Source organism: Microbacterium telephonicum (genome assembly GCF_003651225.1).
In the GTDB taxonomy this organism is placed as follows: domain Bacteria; phylum Actinomycetota; class Actinomycetes; order Actinomycetales; family Microbacteriaceae; genus Microbacterium; species Microbacterium telephonicum.
In genome coordinates this window covers 494,800-515,285 of record NZ_RCDB01000002.1, presented here as the reverse complement: position 1 = coordinate 515,285, position 20,486 = coordinate 494,800, and the positions used below count along the sequence as shown (strand labels likewise).

At 69.1% G+C, this 20,486-nt stretch carries 21 protein-coding genes and 1 pseudogene; 16 read left to right on the top strand and 6 right to left on the bottom strand.

What is annotated here, in order from left to right; translation table 11 throughout:
• Window positions 1-13: 13 nt before the first annotated feature.
• Entirely contained in the window at window positions 14-1,168 is a 1,155-nt protein-coding gene (locus C7474_RS07410) for a glutamate--cysteine ligase (protein ID WP_121058500.1), read from the bottom strand.
• A 187-nt stretch (window positions 1,169-1,355) separates the two neighbouring features.
• Between C7474_RS07410 and rpsP the strand changes: the two genes are divergently transcribed.
• The 4 genes from rpsP to C7474_RS07390 all read left to right on the top strand — a co-directional run bounded on the left by rpsP (window position 1,356) and on the right by C7474_RS07390 (window position 6,773).
• Window positions 1,356-1,751, top strand: coding sequence for a 30S ribosomal protein S16 (gene rpsP, locus C7474_RS07405; RefSeq protein ID WP_121058498.1), 396 nt, complete (start codon window positions 1,356-1,358; stop codon window positions 1,749-1,751).
• 4 nt (window positions 1,752-1,755) lie between these two features.
• A complete protein-coding gene (locus C7474_RS07400) occupies window positions 1,756-1,986 on the top strand; it encodes an RNA-binding protein (RefSeq protein ID WP_121058496.1) in 231 nt (76 codons plus the stop codon).
• On the top strand, window positions 1,986-2,627 hold the full coding sequence (gene rimM / locus C7474_RS07395; RefSeq protein WP_121058494.1) for a ribosome maturation factor RimM: 642 nt from the start codon (window positions 1,986-1,988) through the stop codon (window positions 2,625-2,627). Before C7474_RS07400 ends, rimM begins: the two co-directional genes overlap by 1 nt.
• Window positions 2,628-2,735: 108 nt before the next feature.
• Window positions 2,736-6,773 (top strand): bifunctional nitrate reductase/sulfite reductase flavoprotein subunit alpha, encoded by a 4,038-nt coding sequence (locus C7474_RS07390; protein WP_121058492.1) that lies wholly within the window; start codon window positions 2,736-2,738, stop codon window positions 6,771-6,773.
• A 75-nt stretch (window positions 6,774-6,848) separates the two neighbouring features.
• On the opposite strand, the gene C7474_RS07385 is transcribed toward C7474_RS07390, so the two are convergent.
• A complete protein-coding gene (locus C7474_RS07385) occupies window positions 6,849-8,276 on the bottom strand; it encodes an MFS transporter (protein WP_121058489.1) in 1,428 nt (475 codons plus the stop codon).
• 177 nt (window positions 8,277-8,453) lie between these two features.
• Between C7474_RS07385 and trmD the strand changes: the two genes are divergently transcribed.
• Window positions 8,454-9,140, top strand: coding sequence for a tRNA (guanosine(37)-N1)-methyltransferase TrmD (gene trmD / locus C7474_RS07380; protein ID WP_121058487.1), 687 nt, complete (start codon window positions 8,454-8,456; stop codon window positions 9,138-9,140).
• 48 nt (window positions 9,141-9,188) lie between these two features.
• Here trmD and map read toward each other — a convergent pair whose 3' ends face one another.
• Entirely contained in the window at window positions 9,189-9,971 is a 783-nt protein-coding gene (gene map / locus C7474_RS07375) for a type I methionyl aminopeptidase (protein WP_121058485.1), read from the bottom strand.
• 52 nt (window positions 9,972-10,023) lie between these two features.
• On the opposite strand from map, the gene C7474_RS07370 reads away from it, so the two are divergent.
• The 7 genes and pseudogenes from C7474_RS07370 to C7474_RS07340 all read left to right on the top strand — a co-directional run.
• Window positions 10,024-10,512 (top strand): MFS transporter permease, encoded by a 489-nt coding sequence (locus C7474_RS07370; RefSeq protein WP_121058483.1) that lies wholly within the window; start codon window positions 10,024-10,026, stop codon window positions 10,510-10,512.
• Window positions 10,513-10,683: 171 nt separating this feature from the next.
• Entirely contained in the window at window positions 10,684-11,031 is a 348-nt protein-coding gene (rplS, locus tag C7474_RS07365; protein ID WP_121059347.1) for a 50S ribosomal protein L19, read from the top strand.
• A gap of 191 nt (window positions 11,032-11,222) precedes the next feature.
• Window positions 11,223-11,987 carry a signal peptidase I gene (gene lepB / locus C7474_RS07360; RefSeq protein ID WP_121058481.1) on the top strand — a complete coding sequence of 255 codons (765 nt, stop codon included), beginning with the start codon at window positions 11,223-11,225 and terminating at the stop codon, window positions 11,985-11,987.
• Window positions 11,984-12,643, top strand: coding sequence for a ribonuclease HII (locus C7474_RS07355; protein ID WP_121058479.1), 660 nt, complete (start codon window positions 11,984-11,986; stop codon window positions 12,641-12,643). Before lepB ends, C7474_RS07355 begins: the two co-directional genes overlap by 4 nt.
• A 65-nt stretch (window positions 12,644-12,708) precedes the next feature.
• Window positions 12,709-13,032 (top strand): DUF2469 family protein, encoded by a 324-nt coding sequence (locus C7474_RS07350; protein WP_121058476.1) that lies wholly within the window; start codon window positions 12,709-12,711, stop codon window positions 13,030-13,032.
• 93 nt (window positions 13,033-13,125) lie between these two features.
• Window positions 13,126-13,488 carry a YraN family protein gene (locus tag C7474_RS07345; protein WP_121058474.1) on the top strand — a complete coding sequence of 121 codons (363 nt, stop codon included), beginning with the start codon at window positions 13,126-13,128 and terminating at the stop codon, window positions 13,486-13,488.
• A pseudogene (locus tag C7474_RS07340) lies at window positions 13,485-14,549 on the top strand (YifB family Mg chelatase-like AAA ATPase); the annotation flags it as partial. The gene C7474_RS07345 and the pseudogene C7474_RS07340, both read left to right, overlap by 4 nt.
• 343 nt (window positions 14,550-14,892) lie before the next feature.
• Here C7474_RS07340 and C7474_RS07335 read toward each other — a convergent pair.
• From C7474_RS07335 to C7474_RS14900, 3 genes are all read right to left on the bottom strand, one after another.
• Complete coding sequence (locus tag C7474_RS07335; RefSeq protein WP_241965159.1) at window positions 14,893-15,633, bottom strand: integrase core domain-containing protein; 741 nt, start codon at window positions 15,631-15,633, stop codon at window positions 14,893-14,895.
• A gap of 201 nt (window positions 15,634-15,834) precedes the next feature.
• Window positions 15,835-16,350: a hypothetical protein gene (locus C7474_RS07330; RefSeq protein ID WP_147436690.1), complete on the bottom strand. Its 516-nt coding sequence runs from the start codon at window positions 16,348-16,350 to the stop codon at window positions 15,835-15,837.
• Window positions 16,351-16,379: 29 nt separating this feature from the next.
• Complete coding sequence (locus C7474_RS14900; protein WP_147436689.1) at window positions 16,380-16,730, bottom strand: hypothetical protein; 351 nt, start codon at window positions 16,728-16,730, stop codon at window positions 16,380-16,382.
• A gap of 164 nt (window positions 16,731-16,894) precedes the next feature.
• Between C7474_RS14900 and C7474_RS14895 the strand changes: the two genes are divergently transcribed.
• The 4 genes from C7474_RS14895 to C7474_RS07315 all read left to right on the top strand — a co-directional run bounded on the left by C7474_RS14895 (window position 16,895) and on the right by C7474_RS07315 (window position 20,398).
• Entirely contained in the window at window positions 16,895-17,131 is a 237-nt protein-coding gene (locus C7474_RS14895) for a hypothetical protein (RefSeq protein ID WP_147436688.1), read from the top strand.
• 396 nt (window positions 17,132-17,527) lie between these two features.
• The gene (locus C7474_RS07325; protein WP_241965158.1) at window positions 17,528-18,616 is read left to right on the top strand and encodes a peptidoglycan-binding domain-containing protein; all 1,089 of its coding nucleotides are present in this window, start codon (window positions 17,528-17,530) and stop codon (window positions 18,614-18,616) included.
• A complete protein-coding gene (locus C7474_RS07320) occupies window positions 18,613-19,290 on the top strand; it encodes an ATP-binding cassette domain-containing protein (RefSeq protein WP_121058469.1) in 678 nt (225 codons plus the stop codon). The genes C7474_RS07325 and C7474_RS07320 overlap by 4 nt, the downstream gene beginning before the upstream one ends.
• Window positions 19,291-19,300: 10 nt before the next feature.
• On the top strand, window positions 19,301-20,398 hold the full coding sequence (locus C7474_RS07315; RefSeq protein ID WP_121058467.1) for an ABC transporter permease: 1,098 nt from the start codon (window positions 19,301-19,303) through the stop codon (window positions 20,396-20,398).
• Window positions 20,399-20,486 lie beyond the last annotated feature (88 nt).

Here is a 20,486-nt window from a genome sequence, read left to right as displayed (position 1 = left end):
GCCCCGCGCCGCGTCAGACCTCGAGCGGCCCGGTGCGCGCGGGCCCCTGCCGGAACTCGCGCAGCAGATGCTGCACGACCGCCTGCAGGTCGCCCTCGGCGGCATCCGCCACGGCGACCTGGCGTGCGTAGCTCGCGCCCTGGGTGAGGATCGTGTCGAGGCCGGCGAACTCCCGCGCGCAGTGCAGCTCCTGTGCTACGGGCGCCAGCATCTCCATCGTCTCCCGCAGGTGCTCCACGACGGGGCGCTGCGTGCCCGCGCGGTCGACGATCACCCGCGCGTCGAGGCCGTAGCGGGCGGCACGCCACTTGTTCTCGCGCACGAACCACGGCTGCACGGTCGGCAGCTCCCGACCTTCGTCGAGTTCGCGGGAGAAGTGCTCCACGAGGGATTGCACGAGGGCGGCGACGGCGGCGAGCTCGGTGAGCGTCGACATGCCGTCGCACGCCCGCACTTCGACGGTGCCCCACCGCGGCGCCGGGCGGATGTCCCACCGCACCTCGGTCGCATCCTCCATGACCCCGGTGCGCACCATGTCGTCGAGGTACGCCTCGTACTGGCTCCAGTCGGTGAGAGGCCACGGCAGTCCCGCCGTGGGCAGCTGCTGGAACACGAGCGAGCGATTGGACGCGTACCCGGTGCGCTCGCCCGCCCAGAACGGGCTAGAAGCCGACAGCGCCTGCAGATGGGGGAGATAGACGGCGAGGGCGTTGACGATCGGCAGCACCTTGGTCACGTCGTCGACGCCGACGTGCACGTGGATGCCCCAGATCATCATGTTGCGCCCCCACCATTGGGTGCGCTCGATGAGCTTGTGATACCGCGTCTTGTCGGTGACCTGCTGGTCGTACCACTGCGCGAACGGGTGGCTGCCGGCGCACAGCAGGCCGATCCCGCGGGGGTCGGCGAGCTCGCGCACCTGCGCGATCGCGTCCGCGATGTCGTCGACGGCGGCCGCGACCGTGTCGCCGATGCCGCTGGTGACCTCGATCGTGTTCGTCAGCAGTTCGCCGGTGATCGTGTGCCGCTCGTGCTCGGCGTCTTCGCCCAGCGCCTCGAGCAGCTCCGGGGCGCGCGGGGCGAGGTCGCCCGTCTCGGTGTCGGCGAGCATCAGCTCCCACTCCAGGCCCACCGTCGAGCGGGCGGATGTCGCGAAGGGCACCGTCATGGGCACAGTCTGACACGCCGTACTCGGCCGGTTCGCGAGCGCCGTCATCATCTGGCAGAATTGATGGTTGGACCGCAGCGCTCGACCCTCTATCCGGCGCCGCATCCACCCTCAGAGCTTCCGCCGGGTGTGCACCCCACGCTCCAGGCGACGTTCGTCTCTACCACTCACACCATTCAGGAGAATTGTGGCTGTCAAGATCCGTCTCAAGCGCCTCGGCAAGATCCGCGCGCCCTACTACCGCATCGTCGTCGCCGACTCGCGCACCAAGCGCGACGGTCGCGTGATCGAGGAGATCGGCAAGTACCACCCCACCGAGGAGCCCTCGTTCATCGAGGTCGACTCCGAGCGCGCGCAGTACTGGCTCTCCGTCGGCGCCCAGCCGACCGAGCAGGTCACCGCGCTGCTGAAGCTCACCGGTGACTGGGGTCGCTTCAAGGGCGACAAGAACGCGACCTCGACCGTGAAGACCGCGGCCGACAAGGTCGAGTTCGTCGCCGACGCCGACAAGAAGTCGGTCGTCAAGCCCAAGGCCGAGAAGAAGGCCGAGGCGCCCGAGGCCGACGCCGCCGAGGCAGAGTAATCCCGTGCTGGCCGCTGCGCTCGAGCACGTCGTCAAGGGGATCGTCGATCACCCGGACGACGTCGTCATCCGTTCCTCCACGTCGCCGCGCGGCGACGTCCTCGAGGTGCGCGTGCACCCCGAGGACCGGGGACGTGTGATCGGGCGCGGCGGCCGGACGGCACGGGCCCTGCGCACCGTCGTCACCGCCCTCGCCGACGGCCGCCGCGTGCGCGTCGACGTCGCGGACGACTGATGGCTGCGGGGTCGACCGCCCGCGCGCAGCTGCGCGTCGGGCGTCTGGTCAAGGCGCACGGCCTCAAAGGTGCGCTCAAGCTCGAGCTGTACACCGACGACCCGGACGGACGTTTCGTCCCCGGGGCCGTGTTCACGTTGCAGGTGCCCGAGGCATCTCCGTGGCACGGCAAGTCTGTCACCGTGCGCGAGTTCCGCTGGATGAACTCCCACCCCGTCGTCTTCCTCGAGGACATCGAGGACCGCACCGCGGCCGAAGGGCTCGTGCGCGCGATCCTCTGGGTCGATCAGGACGAGACCGAATCCACCGAGGACGACGCCTGGTACGACCACCAGCTCGTGGGCCTCGACGTGGTTCGCGGTGACGAGGTCGTCGGGCGCGTCGCGCGCGTCGACCACCTCCCCGCGCAGGACCTGCTCATCGTGCAGGTCGCCGGCTCCGACGACGAGGTGCTCGTGCCGTTCGTCAAGGCGATCGTCCCGGAGGTCGACCTGTCCGCCGGACGCGTCATCGTGACGCCGCCGACCGGATTGTTCGAGCCCATCCCCGACGACCCCGACGACGTCGCCTCCGACGACGAGGGAGCCGGCGCCGACGCCGAGGCCCCGGCATCCGACGACGAGTCCGGCACCACAGCCTGACCCCTCCGCGACCGCTCACGCGTGCGTTCGGCGTCGGGTGAGATCGGTGTGATCCGCCGGTAACAGCGCGCGTGCGCGCGCGGAACATCCGTCGGCGATCATCGGGTGATGACCCCGACGCCCGACACCCTCGCACCCGTGCGCGCGGGCACGAGGCGCGGTGTCTGCTCGTACTGCGGGGTCGGCTGCGGCATCGTCGTCAGCGCCGACGGCGGCACGCTCACGGGGGCCGTCGGCGACCGAGAGCACCCGACGAACGCCGGTCGGCTGTGCACCAAGGGCGCCACGCACCTCGACCTCATGCGCGCGCCCGGCAGGCTCACGACGGCGCTGCGACGGGCCCACCGCGGCGCCGAGCCGGTGCCTGTCGCCCTCGCCGAGGCCATCGCGGATGCCGGTGCCCGACTGCGCGCCATCGTCGACGCGCACGGCCCCGACGCCATCGCCCTGTACGTGTCCGGACAGATGTCGATCGAGGCGCAGTACCTCGCCAACAAGCTCGTCAAGGGCTACCTCCGCGGGATCCACATCGAGTCGAACTCGCGCCTGTGCATGGCCTCGGCGGGCACCGGGTACAAGCAGTCGCTCGGTGCCGACGGGCCGCCCGGCTCGTACGAGGACTTCGACCGGTCCGACCTGTTCTTCGTGATCGGCTCGAACATGGCCGACTGCCACCCGATCCTCTTCCTGCGGATGGCGGACCGGCTGAAGCAGGGCGCCCGCCTCATCGTCGTCGATCCGCGACGCACCGCGACCGCCGAGCGCGCCGACCTGTACCTGCAGATCCGCCCCGGCACCGACCTGGCGCTGCTGAACGGCCTGCTGCACGTACTGGTGGCCGCCGGCGCGGTCGACCGCGACTTCATCGCCGAACACACCGAGGGCTGGGACGAGATGCCGGCGTTCCTCGCCGACTACACGCCCGCGCACGTCGCCGAGATCACCGGGCTCGCGGAGGAGGACATCCGCACGGCCGCCCGCTGGATCGCCGAAGCCGGCGAATGGATGAGCCTGTGGACGATGGGCCTGAACCAGTCGGTACAGGGCACCTGGAACACCAACGCCCTCTGCAACCTCCACCTCGCGACCGGCGCGATCTGCCGTCCCGGGAGCGGACCGTTCTCGCTCACCGGACAGCCGAATGCGATGGGCGGCCGGGAGATGGGGTACATGGGTCCGGGCCTTCCCGGGCAGCGCAGCGTGCTCGATCCCGCCGACCGCGCGTTCGCCGAACAGATCTGGGGACTGGAGCCGGGCGGCATCCGCGCCGAGACGGGCACCGGCACGATCGAGATGTACCGGGCGATGGCCGAGGGCACCGTCAAGGCGGCCTGGATCATCTGCACCAACCCGGTGGCGTCCGTCGCGAACCGGCGCGGCGTGATCGAGGGCCTCGAAGCGGCCGAGCTCGTCATCACGCAGGATGTGTACGCCGACACCGCCACCAACGCGTACGCCGACATCGTGCTGCCGGCGACTCTGTGGGTCGAATCGGCCGGCGTCATGGTCAGCAGCGACCGAACGATGACCCTCGTGCCGGGCGCGAGTACGCCGCCGGGGGAGGCGACCCCCGATTGGCGGCTCATCTGCCTCGTCGCCCAGGCGATGGGCTTCGCCGACGGCTTCGGGTACGCCGACGCGTCGGAGGTGTTCGACGAGCTGCGACGGTTCTGGAATCCCGCGACGGGGTGGGACATCCGCGGCGTCTCGCACGCGCGCTTGCAGGGCGGACCGGTGCAGTGGCCCGCGCCGCCGGGAGACGCCGCCGACCGCCACCCGATCCGCTACATCAACGACGGCGTGAGCCAGCATCCGCATCGCGAACCCGACGGCACCGTCCCGCGTCTGGCGTTCCCGACGCCCAGCCGTCGCGCCCGCTTCCTGCCGCGCCCGCACCGGGGCCCCGCCGAAGCGCCCGACGACGCGTACCCGCTCGTTCTCACGACGGGCCGGCTGCCGCACCAGTGGCACACCATGACCAAGACCGGCCGCGTGGCGAAGCTGCTGCGCCTGGGATCCGAGCCGTTCGTCGAGGTGAATCCCGCGGATGCCGCCGCGCTGGGCGTCGCGGACGGGGACATCGTGGAGGTGTCCTCCCGCCGTGGGCGGCTCGTCGTCCCGGCGAGCCTCACCGACCGCGTCGGACCGGGGACGCTGTTCGCGCCCTTCCACTGGAACGACGAGCACGGCGAGTACGTGACGGTCAACGCGGTCACGAACGACGCCGTCGACCCCGTCTCGCTGCAGCCCGAGTTCAAGGTCTCCGCCGTGGCGCTGCGCCGCGTCGGACCCGCTCCGGTGCGGGAGGACGACACCTCGGCGGGCGCGGTCTTCCGCCGCGCCCTGAGTGCCGCCGACGCGCCCGCGCTGGATGCCGCGGAGTCGGCGTTCGCGGCGGGTCTGCTGGCGGCGATCGAGGCGGCGCCGCAGGTCGCCGGTGCGCTCACGACCCTGCCCGCGGCCGCACCGGTGGGCGCGCAGGTGCGTGGCTGGCTGACGGGGGTCCTCGCCTCCCTCGCTCCGCCGACGGCGGCTCGGACGGACAGTGAGGTCACCGTGCTGTGGGGGTCGCAGACGGGCACCGCCGAGGAACTCGCCGCGCAGGTCGCGTCCAGCCTGGCGGCGCGCGGCATCCCGGCCCGGGCGGTGAGCATGCGCGAGACGAACGCCGCGTCGCTCACGGACCTGGGGCGGGTGCTCGTGGTGACCTCGACCTTCGGCGACGGCGGTCCGCCCGACAACGCGGTCGACCTGTGGCGGGAGCTGAGTGCCGAGTCGGCGCCGCGTCTGGACGGACTCGAATACGCCGTGCTGGCGATCGGCGATCCCAGCTACGACGACTTCTGCGGTCACGGCCGCGGGCTGCACGACCGGTTCGGGGCGCTCGGCGCGACGGCGCTGCTGCCGCGCGCGGACTGCGCGCCCGAGTACGACGCGCCGGCCTCGGCGTGGATCGACGCCGTCGCCGGTGCGCTGGGCGCGGTGCCGGCGGCGCCGAGTGCGGCATCCGCTCCGGCCACGCGACGCCTGTTCACCCGCGCCAATCCGCTGACGGCGCCACTCGTCACTGACGTGCTGCTGTCGGGTGCGGGCTCGACCAAGGAGGTGCGCCGCTTCGGGTTCGACCTGTCGGACACCGGAGCGCGCTACGAGGCCGGCGACTCGCTCGGTGTCGTCGTCGCCAACGCCGAACCCGTCGTCGCGGAGTGGCTCGCCCTCACGGGGCTGAGCCCGCGCGCCGTCGTCGAGGTGGACGGGCAGGAGCGGTTCCTCGGCGACGCGCTGCGGCGGGCCCTGGACATCACGCGTGTCACCCCCGCGCTGCTCGCCTTCCTGGCCGAGCGCACGACCGACACCGAGCTGCACGCGCTGCTGCGCCGCGATGCGACACAGCGGCGCGCGCAGTATCTGTGGGGTCTGCAGGCCCCCGACCTGCTCCGCCGGTTCCCCGTCACCGCGACCGCGGCGGAGTGGGCGGGCGTGCTCGGCCGGCTCCAACCGCGGCAGTACTCGATCTCGTCGAGCCCGAAGACGACGCCCGACCGGGTGGAGCTGACGGTCTCGGTCGTGCGGTTCGACAGCGAGCCGGGCCGTCGTCGGGGTGGTGTCGCCTCGACGTTCCTCGCCGACGGCGCCGGCGCCGGCGGCACCCCGCTGTACCTGCACCGTTCGCCGGGATTCCGCCCGCCCGCCGATCCCGACGCGCCGATGGTCATGGTCGGCCCCGGCACCGGCATCGCGCCGTTCCGCGCCTTCCTGCACGACCGGCGCGCCGACGGACACACCGGCGACAACTGGCTGTTCTTCGGCGAGCAGCACGAGGCCACCGACTTCTACTACCGCGACGAGCTCGAGGCGATGCACGCCGACGGCTTCCTGACGCGGCTCGATCTCGCCTTCTCGCGCGATCAGCGCGCCAAGGTCTACGTGCAGGACCGCATGGTCGAGCATGGCGCGGTGCTGTGGCAGTGGCTCGAGCGCGGCGCCCACTTCTACGTGTGCGGCGACGCGGCTCGTATGGCCGCCGACGTCGAGGCGACCCTGACCGAGATCGTTCGCCGCCACGGGGGACGGTCGGAGGACGCGGCGGCGGAGTACGTGCGGATGCTGGCGCAGCAGGGCCGGTACCTGCGCGACGTGTACTGACGCGGCGCCGATCGCGCCGAAACGCCGGACGGGCCGACTCCGTGGAGCCGGCCCGTCCGATTCGTTCCGGGGGCGTCAGATGCGGTGCCCCGCGAGGGAGGCGCGCGGCACGATATAGACGACGACGGTGATCACCAGCAGCACGGCGTAGGCGGCGACGAACCCGTAGAACGCGGCCGTGTAGGCGCCGGTCGCGAGCTGCGACGCGTTGAGCACCTGGGGGATCAGGAATCCGCCGTACGCGCCGATCGCGGAGATGAGCCCGAGGGCGGCCGCCGACTTCCGCGCCACCCGCGCCGCCTCCTCAGTGCCGGGCTTCACACCCTGGGCGGCGGCCCGCGCCGCGAAGATGTTGGGGATCATCCGGTACGTCGCGCCATTGCCGACGCCGGTGGCGGTGAACAGCAGCAGGAAGCAGGCCAGGAACACCCAGAAGTTCTGCAGCGGCAGCGTCCACACCAGCGCGAGTGCGCCGAGCGACATCACCGCGAAGGCGATGACCGTCATCCGGGCTCCGCCGATCCGGTCGGCCAGCTTGCCGCCGTAGGGCCGGGCGAGCGAGCCGAACAGGGCGCCGAGGAAGGCGAGGGTGACCGCGGTCTGGCCGATCTGGATCGTCGTGAACTCGGGGAATTGGTCGGCGATGAGCTTGGGGAACACGCCCGCGAAGCCGATGAACGATCCGAACGTCCCGATGTACAACAGCGACATCAGCCACAGGTGCGGTTCGCGCAGCGCCGCCGCCGACCCGGCGAAGTCGGCCTTCGCCGACGACAGGTTGTCCATGTAGCGCCACGCGCCGTACATCGCGACGAGGATGAGCGGGATCCACATCCATCCGGCGAGCGACACGTTGACCGTGGCGCCGGCGCCGATCGTGACCGCCACGGGCACGAGCAGCTGGGCCACCGAGGTGCCGAGGTTGCCGCCGGCCGCGTTGAGCCCGAGCGCCCACCCCTTCTCCCTCTGCGGGAAGAAGTAGGTGATGTTGGCCATGGAGCTGGCGAAGTTGCCGCCGCCGACACCGCCGAGCGCGGCGATGAGCAGCAGCACGCCGAAGGGCGTGTCGGGGTTCTGCACGGCCAAGCCGAGGAGGGTCGCCGGGATGAGCAGAAGACCCGCCGACACGATCGTCCAGTTGCGGCCGCCGACGAGGGCGACCATGAACGTGTACGGGAAGCGCAGCGTCGCCCCGACGAGGCTCGGCAGCGAGATCAGCCAGAACGACTCGGAGCTGCTGAGGGTGAACCCGGCGGCGGGCAGCATCACCACGACGATGCTCCACAGCTGCCAGATGATGAACCCGAGGAACTCGGCGAAGATCGACCAGCCGAGGTTGCGGCGGGCGATCCTGCGTCCCTGTGACGCCCAGAAGGCGCCGTCCTCGGGATTCCAGCCGTCGATCCAGCGACCCGGCCGGCGCACCAGCTGCGTCGCGGGGCTCGCCGGCGACGACGTGACGGGTGGTGCCTGGACTGAGGGCGGGGTGAGTTCGGTGGTCATGACGCCTCCCGGCAGGTGGGATGTGGTGACTTCGCGCTCCACCGTAGGAACCGGGTGTTTCGCCTCCGCGCCCCGCGCGATTACCTTTCCGTCACACCTGCGTCACCGGCATCCGCGTGGACGGGTTAGCCCGGCGTCACGAATCGGAAACACGGCGCGGGTGCCTAGACTTCTCGGGTGCGTATCGACGTCGTCTCGATCTTCCCCGCGTTCTTCGACGTGCTGGAGGTGTCGCTGCTGGGCAAGGCCCGCGGCAAGGGGCTGCTCGACATCCGCGTCCACGACCTGCGCGATCACGCGCACGGGAAGCATCGCTCGGTCGACGACACCCCGTACGGCGGGGGCGCGGGCATGGTCATGAGTCCTGAGCCCTGGGGTGAGGTCATCGACGCCATCGCCGCGGACGCGCCCGATCCCGTCTTCGTCTTCCCCTCTCCGGCCGGCGAGGTCTTCACACAGGCCACGGCGCGTGAGCTCGCCGACGAGCCTCACCTCGTCTTCGGATGCGGGCGCTACGAGGGCATCGACGAGCGCGTCTTCGCGTACGCCGCCACCCGCGGCCGGGTACGGCTGATGAGCCTCGGTGACTACGTGCTCAACGGGGGAGAGGTCGCGTCGATGGCGATGATCGAGGCGATCGGCCGGCTCGTGCCGGGGGTGGTCGGCAACCCCGAGAGCCTCGTCGAGGAATCCCACGAGGCCGGCCTGCTCGAGTACCCTTCGTACACGAAGCCCGCATCGTGGCGCGGATACGACGTGCCGGAGATCCTGCTCAGTGGGCACCACGGCCGCGTCGCGCAGTGGCGTCACGAGCAGCAGGTCGCCCGCACGCGCGAGCGCCGCCCCGATCTGCTGGCCGACTGAGCCCGGTCGCCCGGGCCGCCGCCGAAGCGGACGCGGGTGGGGTCGTCGTCAGTCGACGCCGAGGAACGACCGATCGGTGAGCACGATCGGTCCCGCCGACGTGATCGCGATGGTGTGCTCGGAGTGGGCCCCCCGCGAGCCGTCGACGCTGCGCAGCGTCCAGCCGTCCGGGTCGGTGACCAGTTCGTCGGTGGTCTGCAGCAGCCACGGCTCCAGGGCGACGACGAGGCCCTCGCGCAGGGGATAGCCGCGCCCCGGCTTGCCGTCGTTGGGGATGTGCGGGTCGCCGTGCATGATGCGCCCGACGCCGTGCCCGCCGAAGTCGGTGTTGATCTCGTAGCCGTCGCCGTGGCAGACCCCCGCGATGGCATGCGAGATGTCGCCGACGCGCGAGCCCACCTGGGCCGCCGCGATCGCGGCATCCAGCGCGCGCTGCGTCGTGTCGATGAGGGCGAGGTCCTCGTCGCGTGCCGTGCCGACGACGAACGAGACGGCCGAGTCGGCGACCCAGCCGTCGACCGAGACGGCGAAGTCGAGCGTCACCAGGTCGCCGTCGCGCAGCGCATAGTCGAAGGGGAGGCCGTGCAGCACGGCGTCGTTGATCGACGTGCAGATGACCTTGCCGAACGGGCTCGCCCCGAACGACGGGTGGTAGTCGATGTAGCAGGACTCGGCGCCGGCGCGGCGGATCAGATCGTGCGCGCGGCGGTCGATGGCCAGCAGATTGGTCCCGACGGTGGTCTCCTCCCGCAGCGTCGCCAGCGTCTCGGCGACGAAGCGTCCGGCGGGCCGCATGGCCTCGATCTCGGCGGGGGTGCGCAGCTCGATCATCCTGATCCCTTCTTCAGCTTCCATTGTCCCCGACCGGCGTAGCATCGGAGTCATGTGGCTGCGTCGAGCGTTCTTCCACTGGCTGATCCCGGCCGCCCTCGTGCTGCCGCTGTGGCTGTTCGTCGGCTGGATCGTCACCGGATCCAACCCGTGGGCGTTGCTGTGGGTGCTGATCTCGGCGCCGATCGTCTTCGTGGGCCAGCTCATCCTCACCCTCTTGGTGCGCGCCCGCGGCACGGTGCGCACCGACCGTGCGGTGTCGTGGACGGATGCCGGCGTCCTGGGTGCGTGGCACGTGCTGATCATCGCGCTCGGGCTCTTCGACGACCGGTGGTGGTGGCCGGTGTTCGGCCTGACGGTCGCCGTCGGCATCGCGGCGCTGTGGACGAGCTTCTGGCAGCTGTGGCGCGAGGCGCGCGGGGGCCTGCAGATCGTGCGCACCTCCGCCGGGACCGCCTTCATCCCGCCGCGCGAGGAGCGTGCCACGCCGCGCAGCGAACCGGGCGTGTTCGTCATCACCGAGACCGACGAGCGCCGCTGAGCCCTCGCCGCGTTTTGGCGGCATCCGACATCCATGGCAGAATGGTTGTTTGTGCCCTGACAGGTCTCTGCCTCAGGGGAGCACGGTGCCGCACGCGGCGCCCGGGCACGACCCACTCTTTCATCCATCCCTCTCGCGATCGACCTGTGGCGGTCGCAGGAAGTGACGATCATGCAGATCCTCGACTCCGTCGACGCAGCCTCGCTGCGCTCCGACATCCCCACCTTCGGCGCCGGCGACACCGTCAAGGTGCACGTGAACATCACCGAAGGCAACCGCTCCCGCATCCAGGTCTTCCAGGGCGTCGTCATCGGCCGCTCGGGCGACGGTGTGCGCGAGACCTTCACGGTCCGCAAGATCAGCTTCCAGGTGGGCGTCGAGCGCACCTTCCCGGTGCACTCCCCGGTGATCGACCACATCGAGGTCGTCACCCGCGGTGACGTGCGCCGCGCGAAGCTCTACTACCTGCGCGAGCTGCGCGGTAAGAAGGCCAAGATCAAGGAGAAGCGCGACAACTGACGCGCCGTCCGCGATCGGATGCCCCGGGGCCTCGGCCCCGGGGCATCCGTCGTCTGTGCGGGAGCACACCGTCCCGCGGGCGCCGACCTGCGCGCGAGTCACCCGATCGGTGCGAGGCGCGGCACGTGAGCGCGGCGCGGTGTGCGACCCTTGAGAGTCGGCCGACACCTCCGGCCGCAGAGAAGGATGCGATGAGCACGACGCCTCCCGCCGCGGCGGAACCGTCCCCCCCGGCGCGCCGTGCCGGCGGTCGCCGCGGGCCGTGGCCCCTGATCCGCGACGTGCTCGTGATCCTCCTGATCGCCGTCGTCGTCTCGGTCGTGGTCAAGGCCTTCCTCGTCCGCTCCTTCTACATCCCGTCGGGATCGATGGAGCAGACCCTCCAGCAGGACGACCGCATCCTGGTCGACGAACTCACGCCCCGCTTCACCGGCTACGAGCGCGGCGACGTCGTGGTCTTCCGCGACCCGGGCGGCTGGCTCGACACCCCGCCCCAGCCGGAGCGCTCGGCGCTCGTCGAGGCCGTCGACTGGGTTCTCTCGATGGTGGGGATCTCGGCATCCGACAGCGACGAGCACCTCATCAAGCGGATCATCGGCCTGCCGGGCGACCACGTCGTGTGCTGCGACGCGCTCGGCAAGACCACCGTCAACGGCGTGCCGATCGACGAGACCCCGTACCTCAACCTCGCGCCGGGCCAGTCCGCGCCGGAGCCCGTGCCGTACGACGTCACCGTACCGGCCGACGCCCTGTGGGTGATGGGCGACAATCGCGACCATTCGCGCGACTCCCGCTACAACCAGGAGCAGCCCTCGCAGGGCTTCGTGCCGCTCGACAACGTCGTGGGCCGGGCGTTCATCATCACGTGGCCGATCGCGCGCTTCGGTCTCATCGACTTCCACCACGAGGTCTTCGACGGGGTGCCCGAACAGGGCGCGGACGCCGGAGAGCCGTGACCGTCGTCGAGCCACGGCTCACGCTCGAGCGGCGGATGCTGCGCGAGCATCCGCTCGTGATCGCCTGCGACGAGGTCGGGCGGGGCGCCCTCGCCGGCCCGGTCGCGGTGGGCGTCGCGGTCGTCGACGCCCCGCGCGCCCGCAAGCGGGTGCCGGAGGGGCTGCGCGACTCGAAGCTCGTCCCCGCGCACAAACGCCCCGACGTCGCGGCCCGCGCCGCCGAGTGGGCCATGGCCACGGCGATCGGTTGGTGCGATGCCGGCGAGATCGACCGCATCGGCATCATCCGGGCCCTCGGCACGGCGGCGACCCGTGCCATCGCTGAGCTGCGGGGGCTCGGCATCGTGCCCGAGGACGCGATCGTGATCCTCGACGGCAACCACGACTACATCACCCCCGTCGCCGGCCCCGGGCTGACCGTGCGCCCGGTCGTCAAGGCCGACCGCGACTGCGCGTCGGCCGCCGCGGCGTCGGTCGTCGCGAAGGTCGCCCGCGACGAGCTCATGGTGCGGCTGCACGACGAGGCGCCGGTGTACGAATGGACGCGCAACAAGGGGTATGCCAGCGCCGAGCATCGTGCCGCCATCCGCTCCCACGGGCTGAGCTCCCACCACCGTTCGTCGTGGGCGATCGCGGACGCACCGACGCTGTTCTGAGGGCGGGCCGCGTGCGCCTCGGGCGGCGCGCTGCGCGCTGCCGTGACGCCTAGACTGAGAGCACCATGGACGACGAAGTATTCGAGGACTACGACCGCGAGCTCGAGCTGGCGCTCTACAAGGAGTACCGCGACGTCGTGCACCAGTTCGCCTACGTCATCGAGACCGAGCGACGCTTCTACCTCGCCAACGAGGTGAACGTCGTCCGCCGTGACACGGAGCACGACTTCTACTTCGAGATCTCGATGACCGACGTGTGGGTCTGGGACATCTATCGCGCCGACCGCTTCGTCAAGTCGGTGCGCGTGCTCACCTTCAAGGACGTCAACGTCGAAGAGCTGCAGCGGCGCGACTTCCAGCTGCCCGAGGAGCTCTCGCTCGACTCCTGACGTCTTCCTCCCCATCCCGGCCATACCGGTGACCTCTCCCCGGATGCCGCGGTCGGCGTCCTGCGGAGGCGGCGCACCGGCCACCATCGGGGCATGGCTGACAAGGACGAACGGGGTCGGGCCGGCGAGAACCGGGCCGCGGCGCATCTGATCGCGCGAGGCTGGACGATCCTCGACCGCAATTGGCGCTCGCGTCAGGGCGAGATCGACATCGTCGCCGAGCGGGGCCGCGACCTCGCCGTCGTCGAGGTCAAGACCCGGCGCACCGAGGCCTACGGTCATCCGTTCGACGCCGTCGACGCGCGCAAGTACGCCCGACTGTGGCGGCTGGCGCGCGAGTGGTGCGTGCAGCATCCTCACCTCGCACACGCGCGCGTGCTGCGCGTCGACGTCATCGGCATCACCGGCGACGACCCGGAGACGGCCGTGCTCGAGCACGTGGAGGACCTGCGGTGACGCTCGGCCGCACGTGGTCGGTCGTGCTCACGGGACTCGTCGGCGATCTCGTCGAGATCGAAGCGGACCTCTCCAACCAGACCCCCGGCTTCACGATCATCGGGCTCGGCGACCGCGCCGTGGGCGAGGCGCAGCAGCGCGTGCACAACGCCTGCGCGAACAGCGCACTGGCCCTCGGACGGCGCCGGATCACCGTGAACCTGTCGCCGGCCAGCCTCCCCAAGCACGGCTCGATCCTCGACGTCGCGATCGCCGCCGCTGCGCTGGCGACGGAGTATCCGCTCGACCCGGTCTCGCTCGCGCGCACCGTTCACCTGGGAGAGCTGGGCCTCGACGGGAGGCTGCGGGCGGTGCCCGGCATCCTGCCCGCTGTCGTGGCCGCCGCCCGAGCCGGCTACCGTCGGGTCGTCGTGCCGCGGATGTGCGCCGACGAGGCGTCGCTCGTCTCCGACGTCGAGGTGGTCGCCGCGGCGAGCCTGCGGGACGTCGCGCGGTGCCACGGCCTCGATCTCGACCCGCTCGAGGGTGAGGCGTCGGGGGAGGGCGAGGATGCGACGCCGCGGGCGGCGCGCGCGGACGGCGACGCCGCCGCGGTGCCCGAGCTCGCCGACGTGATCGGTCAGCGCGACGCCGTCGACGCGCTCGTCATCGCCGCCGCCGGCGGACACCATCTGCTGCTGAGCGGGCCGCCCGGGGCGGGGAAGACGATGCTCGCGCGCCGGATGCCCGGCATCCTTCCGCCGCTAGGAGACGCGGAGGCGCTGCAGGCCGCATCGATCCGGTCGCTGTCCGGGCTCCCGGTGCCCGATCTCGCGCGGACGCCGCCGTTCGAGGCGCCGCACCACACCGCGAGCGTCGCCTCGCTCGTCGGCGGGGGCAGCCGCGTCGTGCGACCCGGCGCGATCGCCCGGGCCAGCGGCGGCGTGCTGTTCCTCGACGAGGCCGGTGAGTTCGCCGCGCACGCGCTCGACGCGCTGCGACAGCCGCTCGAGAACGGCGAGATCGAGATCCACCGCGCCGGCTTCCGAGCCACCTTCCCCGCGCGCATCCAACTCGTCGTCCTTTGTGTACGACTGGACAGTATCCAGTGATGCTGGCGCGAGCACTGGCGCATAGGCGGAGTGCTGCTTTCAGTCGGCGATCGCGAATTCGGCTTGAAGGCGACTGCTGAGTCCGAAGCCGATAAGCGCGGGCTGGTGGAGCGCGTGCAGGTATCGGCGGCAGACGATCGTTTGCACCACGAGGAGGAGTGGGTAGACGACTCGCCATCGCCAGGTCTCGCCCGCCCGCGTAAGAGAACGGATGGTGAGCGTGACCGAGTAACGACCGGCAGGCGAGACGGGGACTGCGCTCTGGGCACTAACCATGCTCCCCGGTGTGGCCTTGGGGTCTGCTTGTCCCGCGTCAAGTAGTTGGCAGGATTTCTTCGATCTTGAAGTTGGGGATGATGGGGTCGGCGGTGCCGGCGTAGACGTCGGCAGGTCGGTTCCAGGCGATCGCTTCGTGCGGTCGGACGTGGTTGTAGTCGCGCCGGTAGGCGTTGACGTGCTCGACGAGCCGGAGGCCGTCGTCGATCTCTTCGCGGAACAGCCACTCGTACTTCATCGTCCCGAACCCGCGTTCGCGTGACCCGTTCTGCCCGGGCATCCTCACGCGTGTGCGGACGTGCCGCAGCTCGGGGCGCGTCGCGATGAACGCTTCGAACGTGAACGAACGGAACGGGCCGCCGTTGTCGGTCACGATTGTCAGGACCGGGAGGATCTCGCCGGTCGCCTCGTCGATCTGACAGTCGTCGATCAGCGGGTGGCCGAGGAGCGCTTCGGCTTCGGCGAGGGCGAGTTCGACGGCGGCGACGGCGTCGTGCATGTTCGCGGTCGGGGACACGTGCGCGTCGAACTCGTACTTCGCCCAGTAGTCGCGGCACGACGCGATCCGCCAGGTCCCGCCGGTCGTGGTCTCGTACTCGGAGAAGTCGAGTTGCCAGACCTGGTTCGGTCCCGTCGGCTCCTTCGCGAACGCCGCCTTGCGACGCTCGGCGAGCCGACGCCGCTCCCGCTGGTAGTTCGCGCCCAGGATCAATCCCTCGTCGCGCAGCAACCGCAGCACCGTCGCCTGCGACCCCAGGTGCCCGTCATGACGAGTCATCGCCCAGACCTTCCGGTGCCCCGCGCGAAGGGTCTGTCTGCGTCGATGGTCGATTCTAGAATCGAATGCTTTCAGTGGATCGTGGCACCGACGCTCGGAGCCTGCACCGCAGTGGATGCGATCTCACGAGCACCGACGCCTAGCGGGGTTCCGAGAACTGAGTCTCTGGGCGTCACCATTGGATCCGCGAGGCGGAGAACGTCACCCCACCGACCCATAAGGAGGGCACGCCGCTTCGAGCTCGGCCCACGACTCCCGGTTGTATTGCGACGTGTCCACGGAGTTGTAGGCGGCCCAAGCATCGTCCGTGAGCCTCAGCTCCAGGAATGTCTGCTCCGATGGTGGAGCGGGGACGTCGATACCTTGATTCCTCAGACACTGCACTAGCTGCAGCTCATAGTCGTAGAGCCGCTCAAGTCGATCGGGGGTGTCCGCAAGCGGAGCCATGCCCGCTAGCCCTGACTCCTTCTGACACTCGGCCTGGTCGAACTCGTAGGAGCTTACTTGCGACTCTTGCAGCGTAGAAATCTCCCACCCACCTTCTGTTTCTGCCACAGGCCAGCCGCGGTCGACGAGGCAAGAGATCGTACGCTGCACAGCGCTCGCTGCCTGCTCGAGGTGCTGTGCCTCCTCTGTGGTCAAGCCTGCCCCACCGCTGAGCTGCTCCGAATCAGCGGGCACGGCGGGTGCGCAGCCGGCGATCACCACGGCGGCCATCAGCGCACACCCGCCGACAACCATGCGACTCAGTAGTCGCACAGATGATCCCTCGATAAGTACGAACCCTGATTGGTGCGAACCCAAGCCCATTCGCTGCGTCGGAATGAGGTCCAATTGTTGTGGGTTTGTACTTGGCCGGTCAGATTTTGGAATGTGGCACGGTCGACAGCCGTGCTGGAGTAGTTCTTGATCTGGTGTTCGTCGTCGACGGCGACCGAGCGGGTGGTCGTATATGCGTACCCGGTCGTTCCGCAGTTCTTGCCATTGATCCACCCGAAGTACTCTTGGGCTGACGCAGGCACGGCGACGGAAACCGTGAGTGCTGTGGCGACGAATGCGGTGATCGCGGCGGCTTTGATCAGTTTCTTGCGCATCATGATGATCCCCTTACCTGTCGCAGAATGCCGATGCCGATGTGATGTTGCCGCCCGGGAGCATGCCGCTGAGCGTTACGTAACTGCCATTCGTTGCCCACGGGACGGCTCCGGTCTTGCCCGTGTAGTAGTTCGAGGTCTGATACGCGCCGGTGAGGTTTGCTCGGGTGACCAAGCCGACCCATTCATTTGTGACGATTTTGTGCTGGACGCTCGCGTTCGCGCGCGCAGTCGATGCCACCCATCCCGATGAGCCACCGGAGCACGTCACTCCGCCGATTGGGAAGGTCGTCGCTGCTGACGCGGCGCTCGCGGGGATGATGATTCCGAGCGACACCGCGGCGCAGGCTACAAGCGCGGCGCCGATTCCTCGCGCTCGCCTGCGTCGAAGTTGTTGTGGATGAGCGGACGTTTTGAGCACGAGATCCTCCATCATTCGTCGAAGTGGACGCTCAATGTCTACCGGTGCCGCCGCTCAGTCGTCCATGAACATCGGGTGAATAGCGAACGTCTAATCGCTCCCCGGGCGCCTGGCCCCGTTGGGTAGGTTGTACTTTCTGGCCATGGACGTCGTCGTTGTAGTGCTTGTCGTGATGATCCTCACCTGGGCCGCAATCGCGTCGCGGCCTCGCCGCACCGAGAACGCGGACGCAGACCGCTCGTTTCGGCGCGCCGGCAAGCCCCAGCCTTTGTCGTCCGATGATGCGGCACGCCGCTCCTCAGGGCTTGCCGCTTGGACCCGAACGGGTGGCTCCGGTGCGATCTGACGCCGACATGCCGGCAGGGAACGCGCTCACGCTGTGAGCGCGCTTCATCCACAGCGCGGCACTCGCTGGTGGAAGGTCGCGTTCGGTGTGGCGCTCGTCCTCGTCATCGCCGTGGTGGCGTGGGCGGCGGCCACTGTACTGCAGCCCGCCGACGATCCCACCCAGGCGACCGAGTACACAACGGTCCGAGTGGAGCCAGGCGAAGTGGGCTTGAGCCTCACCCTCCAGGCGGCCGCCAGCTGGGAGCTCTCTGCGGTGGGAACGAATCAGGCGTCGGGGATCGTGACTGGAGTCGCGATCGCCCCTGGCGACGAGGTGTCCCAAGGGTCGGTGCTGTATGACGTAAATGAGCGCCCCGTGGTCATTGCGTCTGGTGAGGTACCCTCGTATCGCACAATCGACGACGGGGCGCAGGGAGAGGACGTCGCCCAGCTGCAGCGGATGCTCGCCGCCACGGGAGTTTACTCGGGAGACATCGACGGAAGAGTGCGGTGGGGCACGACGTCAGCGATTCGGGCCTGGCAGAAAGCAATCGGCGTCGAGCAGACGGGATCCGTGGCGCTGGGCGATGTCATCTTCGTGCCCACTCTGCCCGTAAGGGTGAGCCTGGATCCTGAGGTGATCGGCCGTGGTCTCGCGCTCGGAGGGGGTGAGGCGGCCATCAGGGTGCTTCCTTCAGCGCCATCGTTCGAAATTTCTGCCACGGACGCCCAAGCCGCCGCCATGCCCGACGGCGCGACTGTGGAACTCACTGCCCCTGATGGTCAGGTTTGGCAGGCAATAGCAGCTAGCCAGTATCGAGACGAGCAGTCGAGCACCACGATCGTCACGCTGGACGGGCAGGGCGGGACATCGATCTGCGGGGACACCTGCGGAAAGATTCCCGTCGCTGGCATCACGAACTTGTTAGCGAGAATTGTTACCGTCCCCACGGTCGCGGGTCTTGTCGTGCCATCAGGGGCAATCGCCACCGACGCCGATGGTGAAACCGTGCTTATCGGCGAGGACGGCGCAAGACTCCCTGTCAGTGTCGTCGTCTCCGCGCGTGGGATGTCTGTCGTCGAGGGCGTAGAGCGGGGTACGTCTGTACGGATGCCTGCGTCGACTGGAGTTGTGCGTTGACTGATCAGTCATGCGGCCACCCTCGGGACGATGCGAGCTTGCTGCTGGAGGCTAGGAACGTATCGTTTGGGTATCAGGCCGACAGGCCGGTCGTTGAGGGCTGGTCGGCGCAGTTCCGGTCTGGGTCGATGACAGCGCTGCGGGGGCCTTCCGGCCGCGGGAAGTCGACGCTACTGTACCTGCTGGGTCTGATGTTACGGCCTACGGCCGGTGATGTAATGGTGGAGGGGCGAGTCGTCACGGGACTGAGTGATTCTCACCGTGCACGGCTGAGAGCGTCGACATTCGGTTTCGTGTTCCAAGACGCGTCCCTCGATCAGAGCCGGACCGTGCTGGAGAATGTCACGGAGACAGCGCTTTACGCAGGTGTTCCCCGTAAGAGCGCGCGCCAGCGAGCACAGCTCCTTCTGGACCGGATTGGGGTCGATGTGCCCGCACACCGCAAACCGGGACAGGTTTCCGGCGGCCAAGCGCAACGCATCGCCTTGGCCAGAGCGCTTCAGAACAGCCCACGCGTACTTCTCGCCGATGAGCCGACCGGCAACCTAGATCCAGCGACCGCATCGCTCGTGGTTGAAACCCTTCGCCAGCACGCATATGAGGGCGCAGCGGTTATCGTCGTGACGCATTCGCCGGAGGTTGCGCGTTCATGTGACACTGAGATCCGTTTGTAGGCTGAGTAAGTTGAAGGCAGTCGATGTTCTCCATGAAGCGATCTGGGCTGGCCGTGCACAACCGGTCGCATCTTTGCTGACAATCCTCATGGTCGCGGGTTCGATTCTTGCTGTGACTCTCACCACCGGTCGGACGGTCGCCGCCGAACAGGAGATACTGCAGTCCATCGACTCGGCCGGCACGCGGTCTATCACTATTCGCGCCGAGGAGTCCTCTGGGGTCACCTCCGATGTGCTTGACCGCGCCGCGAATGTGGGCGGCATCGAGTGGATAGGGGCGTTCTCAGCAGCCGTTGACGCCACCAACTCCGTCGTTCCCGACGGAATTCCGGTCCCTGTCCGCACCGCGTACGGCACGCAATTCGAAGCCATCGGAGTACCAGCGGTCCTGCCACTCCCAGGGCAGGTCGCATACGCATCCGACGAATCACTCCACTTGCTCGGTCTGGTCCAGGGATCGGGAACCATTTCGCTTACGTCAGGTCGAGAGCTCGCGGTGGTAGGGGGTATCGAGGTGCCCGACTTCCTCGCTCCGCTCGAACCTTTGAATGTAGTCCCAGAGCCGCACCCTGATGGATCCGAACCGGTGGTACTTATAGTCATTACAGCCACGCGACCCGATCTCGTCGCCCCGGTGTCCGAGGCGGTTCTCCAGGTTCTTGCCGCCGATGACCCGTCGAAGGTGACGGTACAGACAAGCGAGAACCTCGCTCGTCTGCGAGCACTCGTCGAAGGGCAACTGAGCACATTCTCGCGTGGTCTCGTGCTCGCTCTTCTCTCCGTCACAGGTGGACTCATCGCGATCATGCAGGGCGGGCTCGTCATGATGCACCGCCGCGACTATGGGCGTCGGAGAGCGCTCGGCGCGACACGTGGACTTATCGTTTCGCTTCTGCTTATTCAGAGCGGGGCCTTGGCGATCGTCGGGGTCGCAGTCGGCACAGTTATAGCTGTTGGCTCGCTCACGGTGACCGGATCGCCCCTACCCGGCGTGGGATTCATCGCCGCGCTGGCAGTCCTGACTGTCGCCGTCGCGACGTTGGGTGCGCTCGTGCCGGCTCTCTTCGCCAGCAGGCGTGACCCGGTTCGTGAGCTACGAGTTCCTTGACGGTGAAGATAGGTGCCGTCTCGAGCTGGACTACCCCACCGGGCGTTGGTTAGAGATAGCGCTCGTGCTCGATTGCCCTCGATGGCGC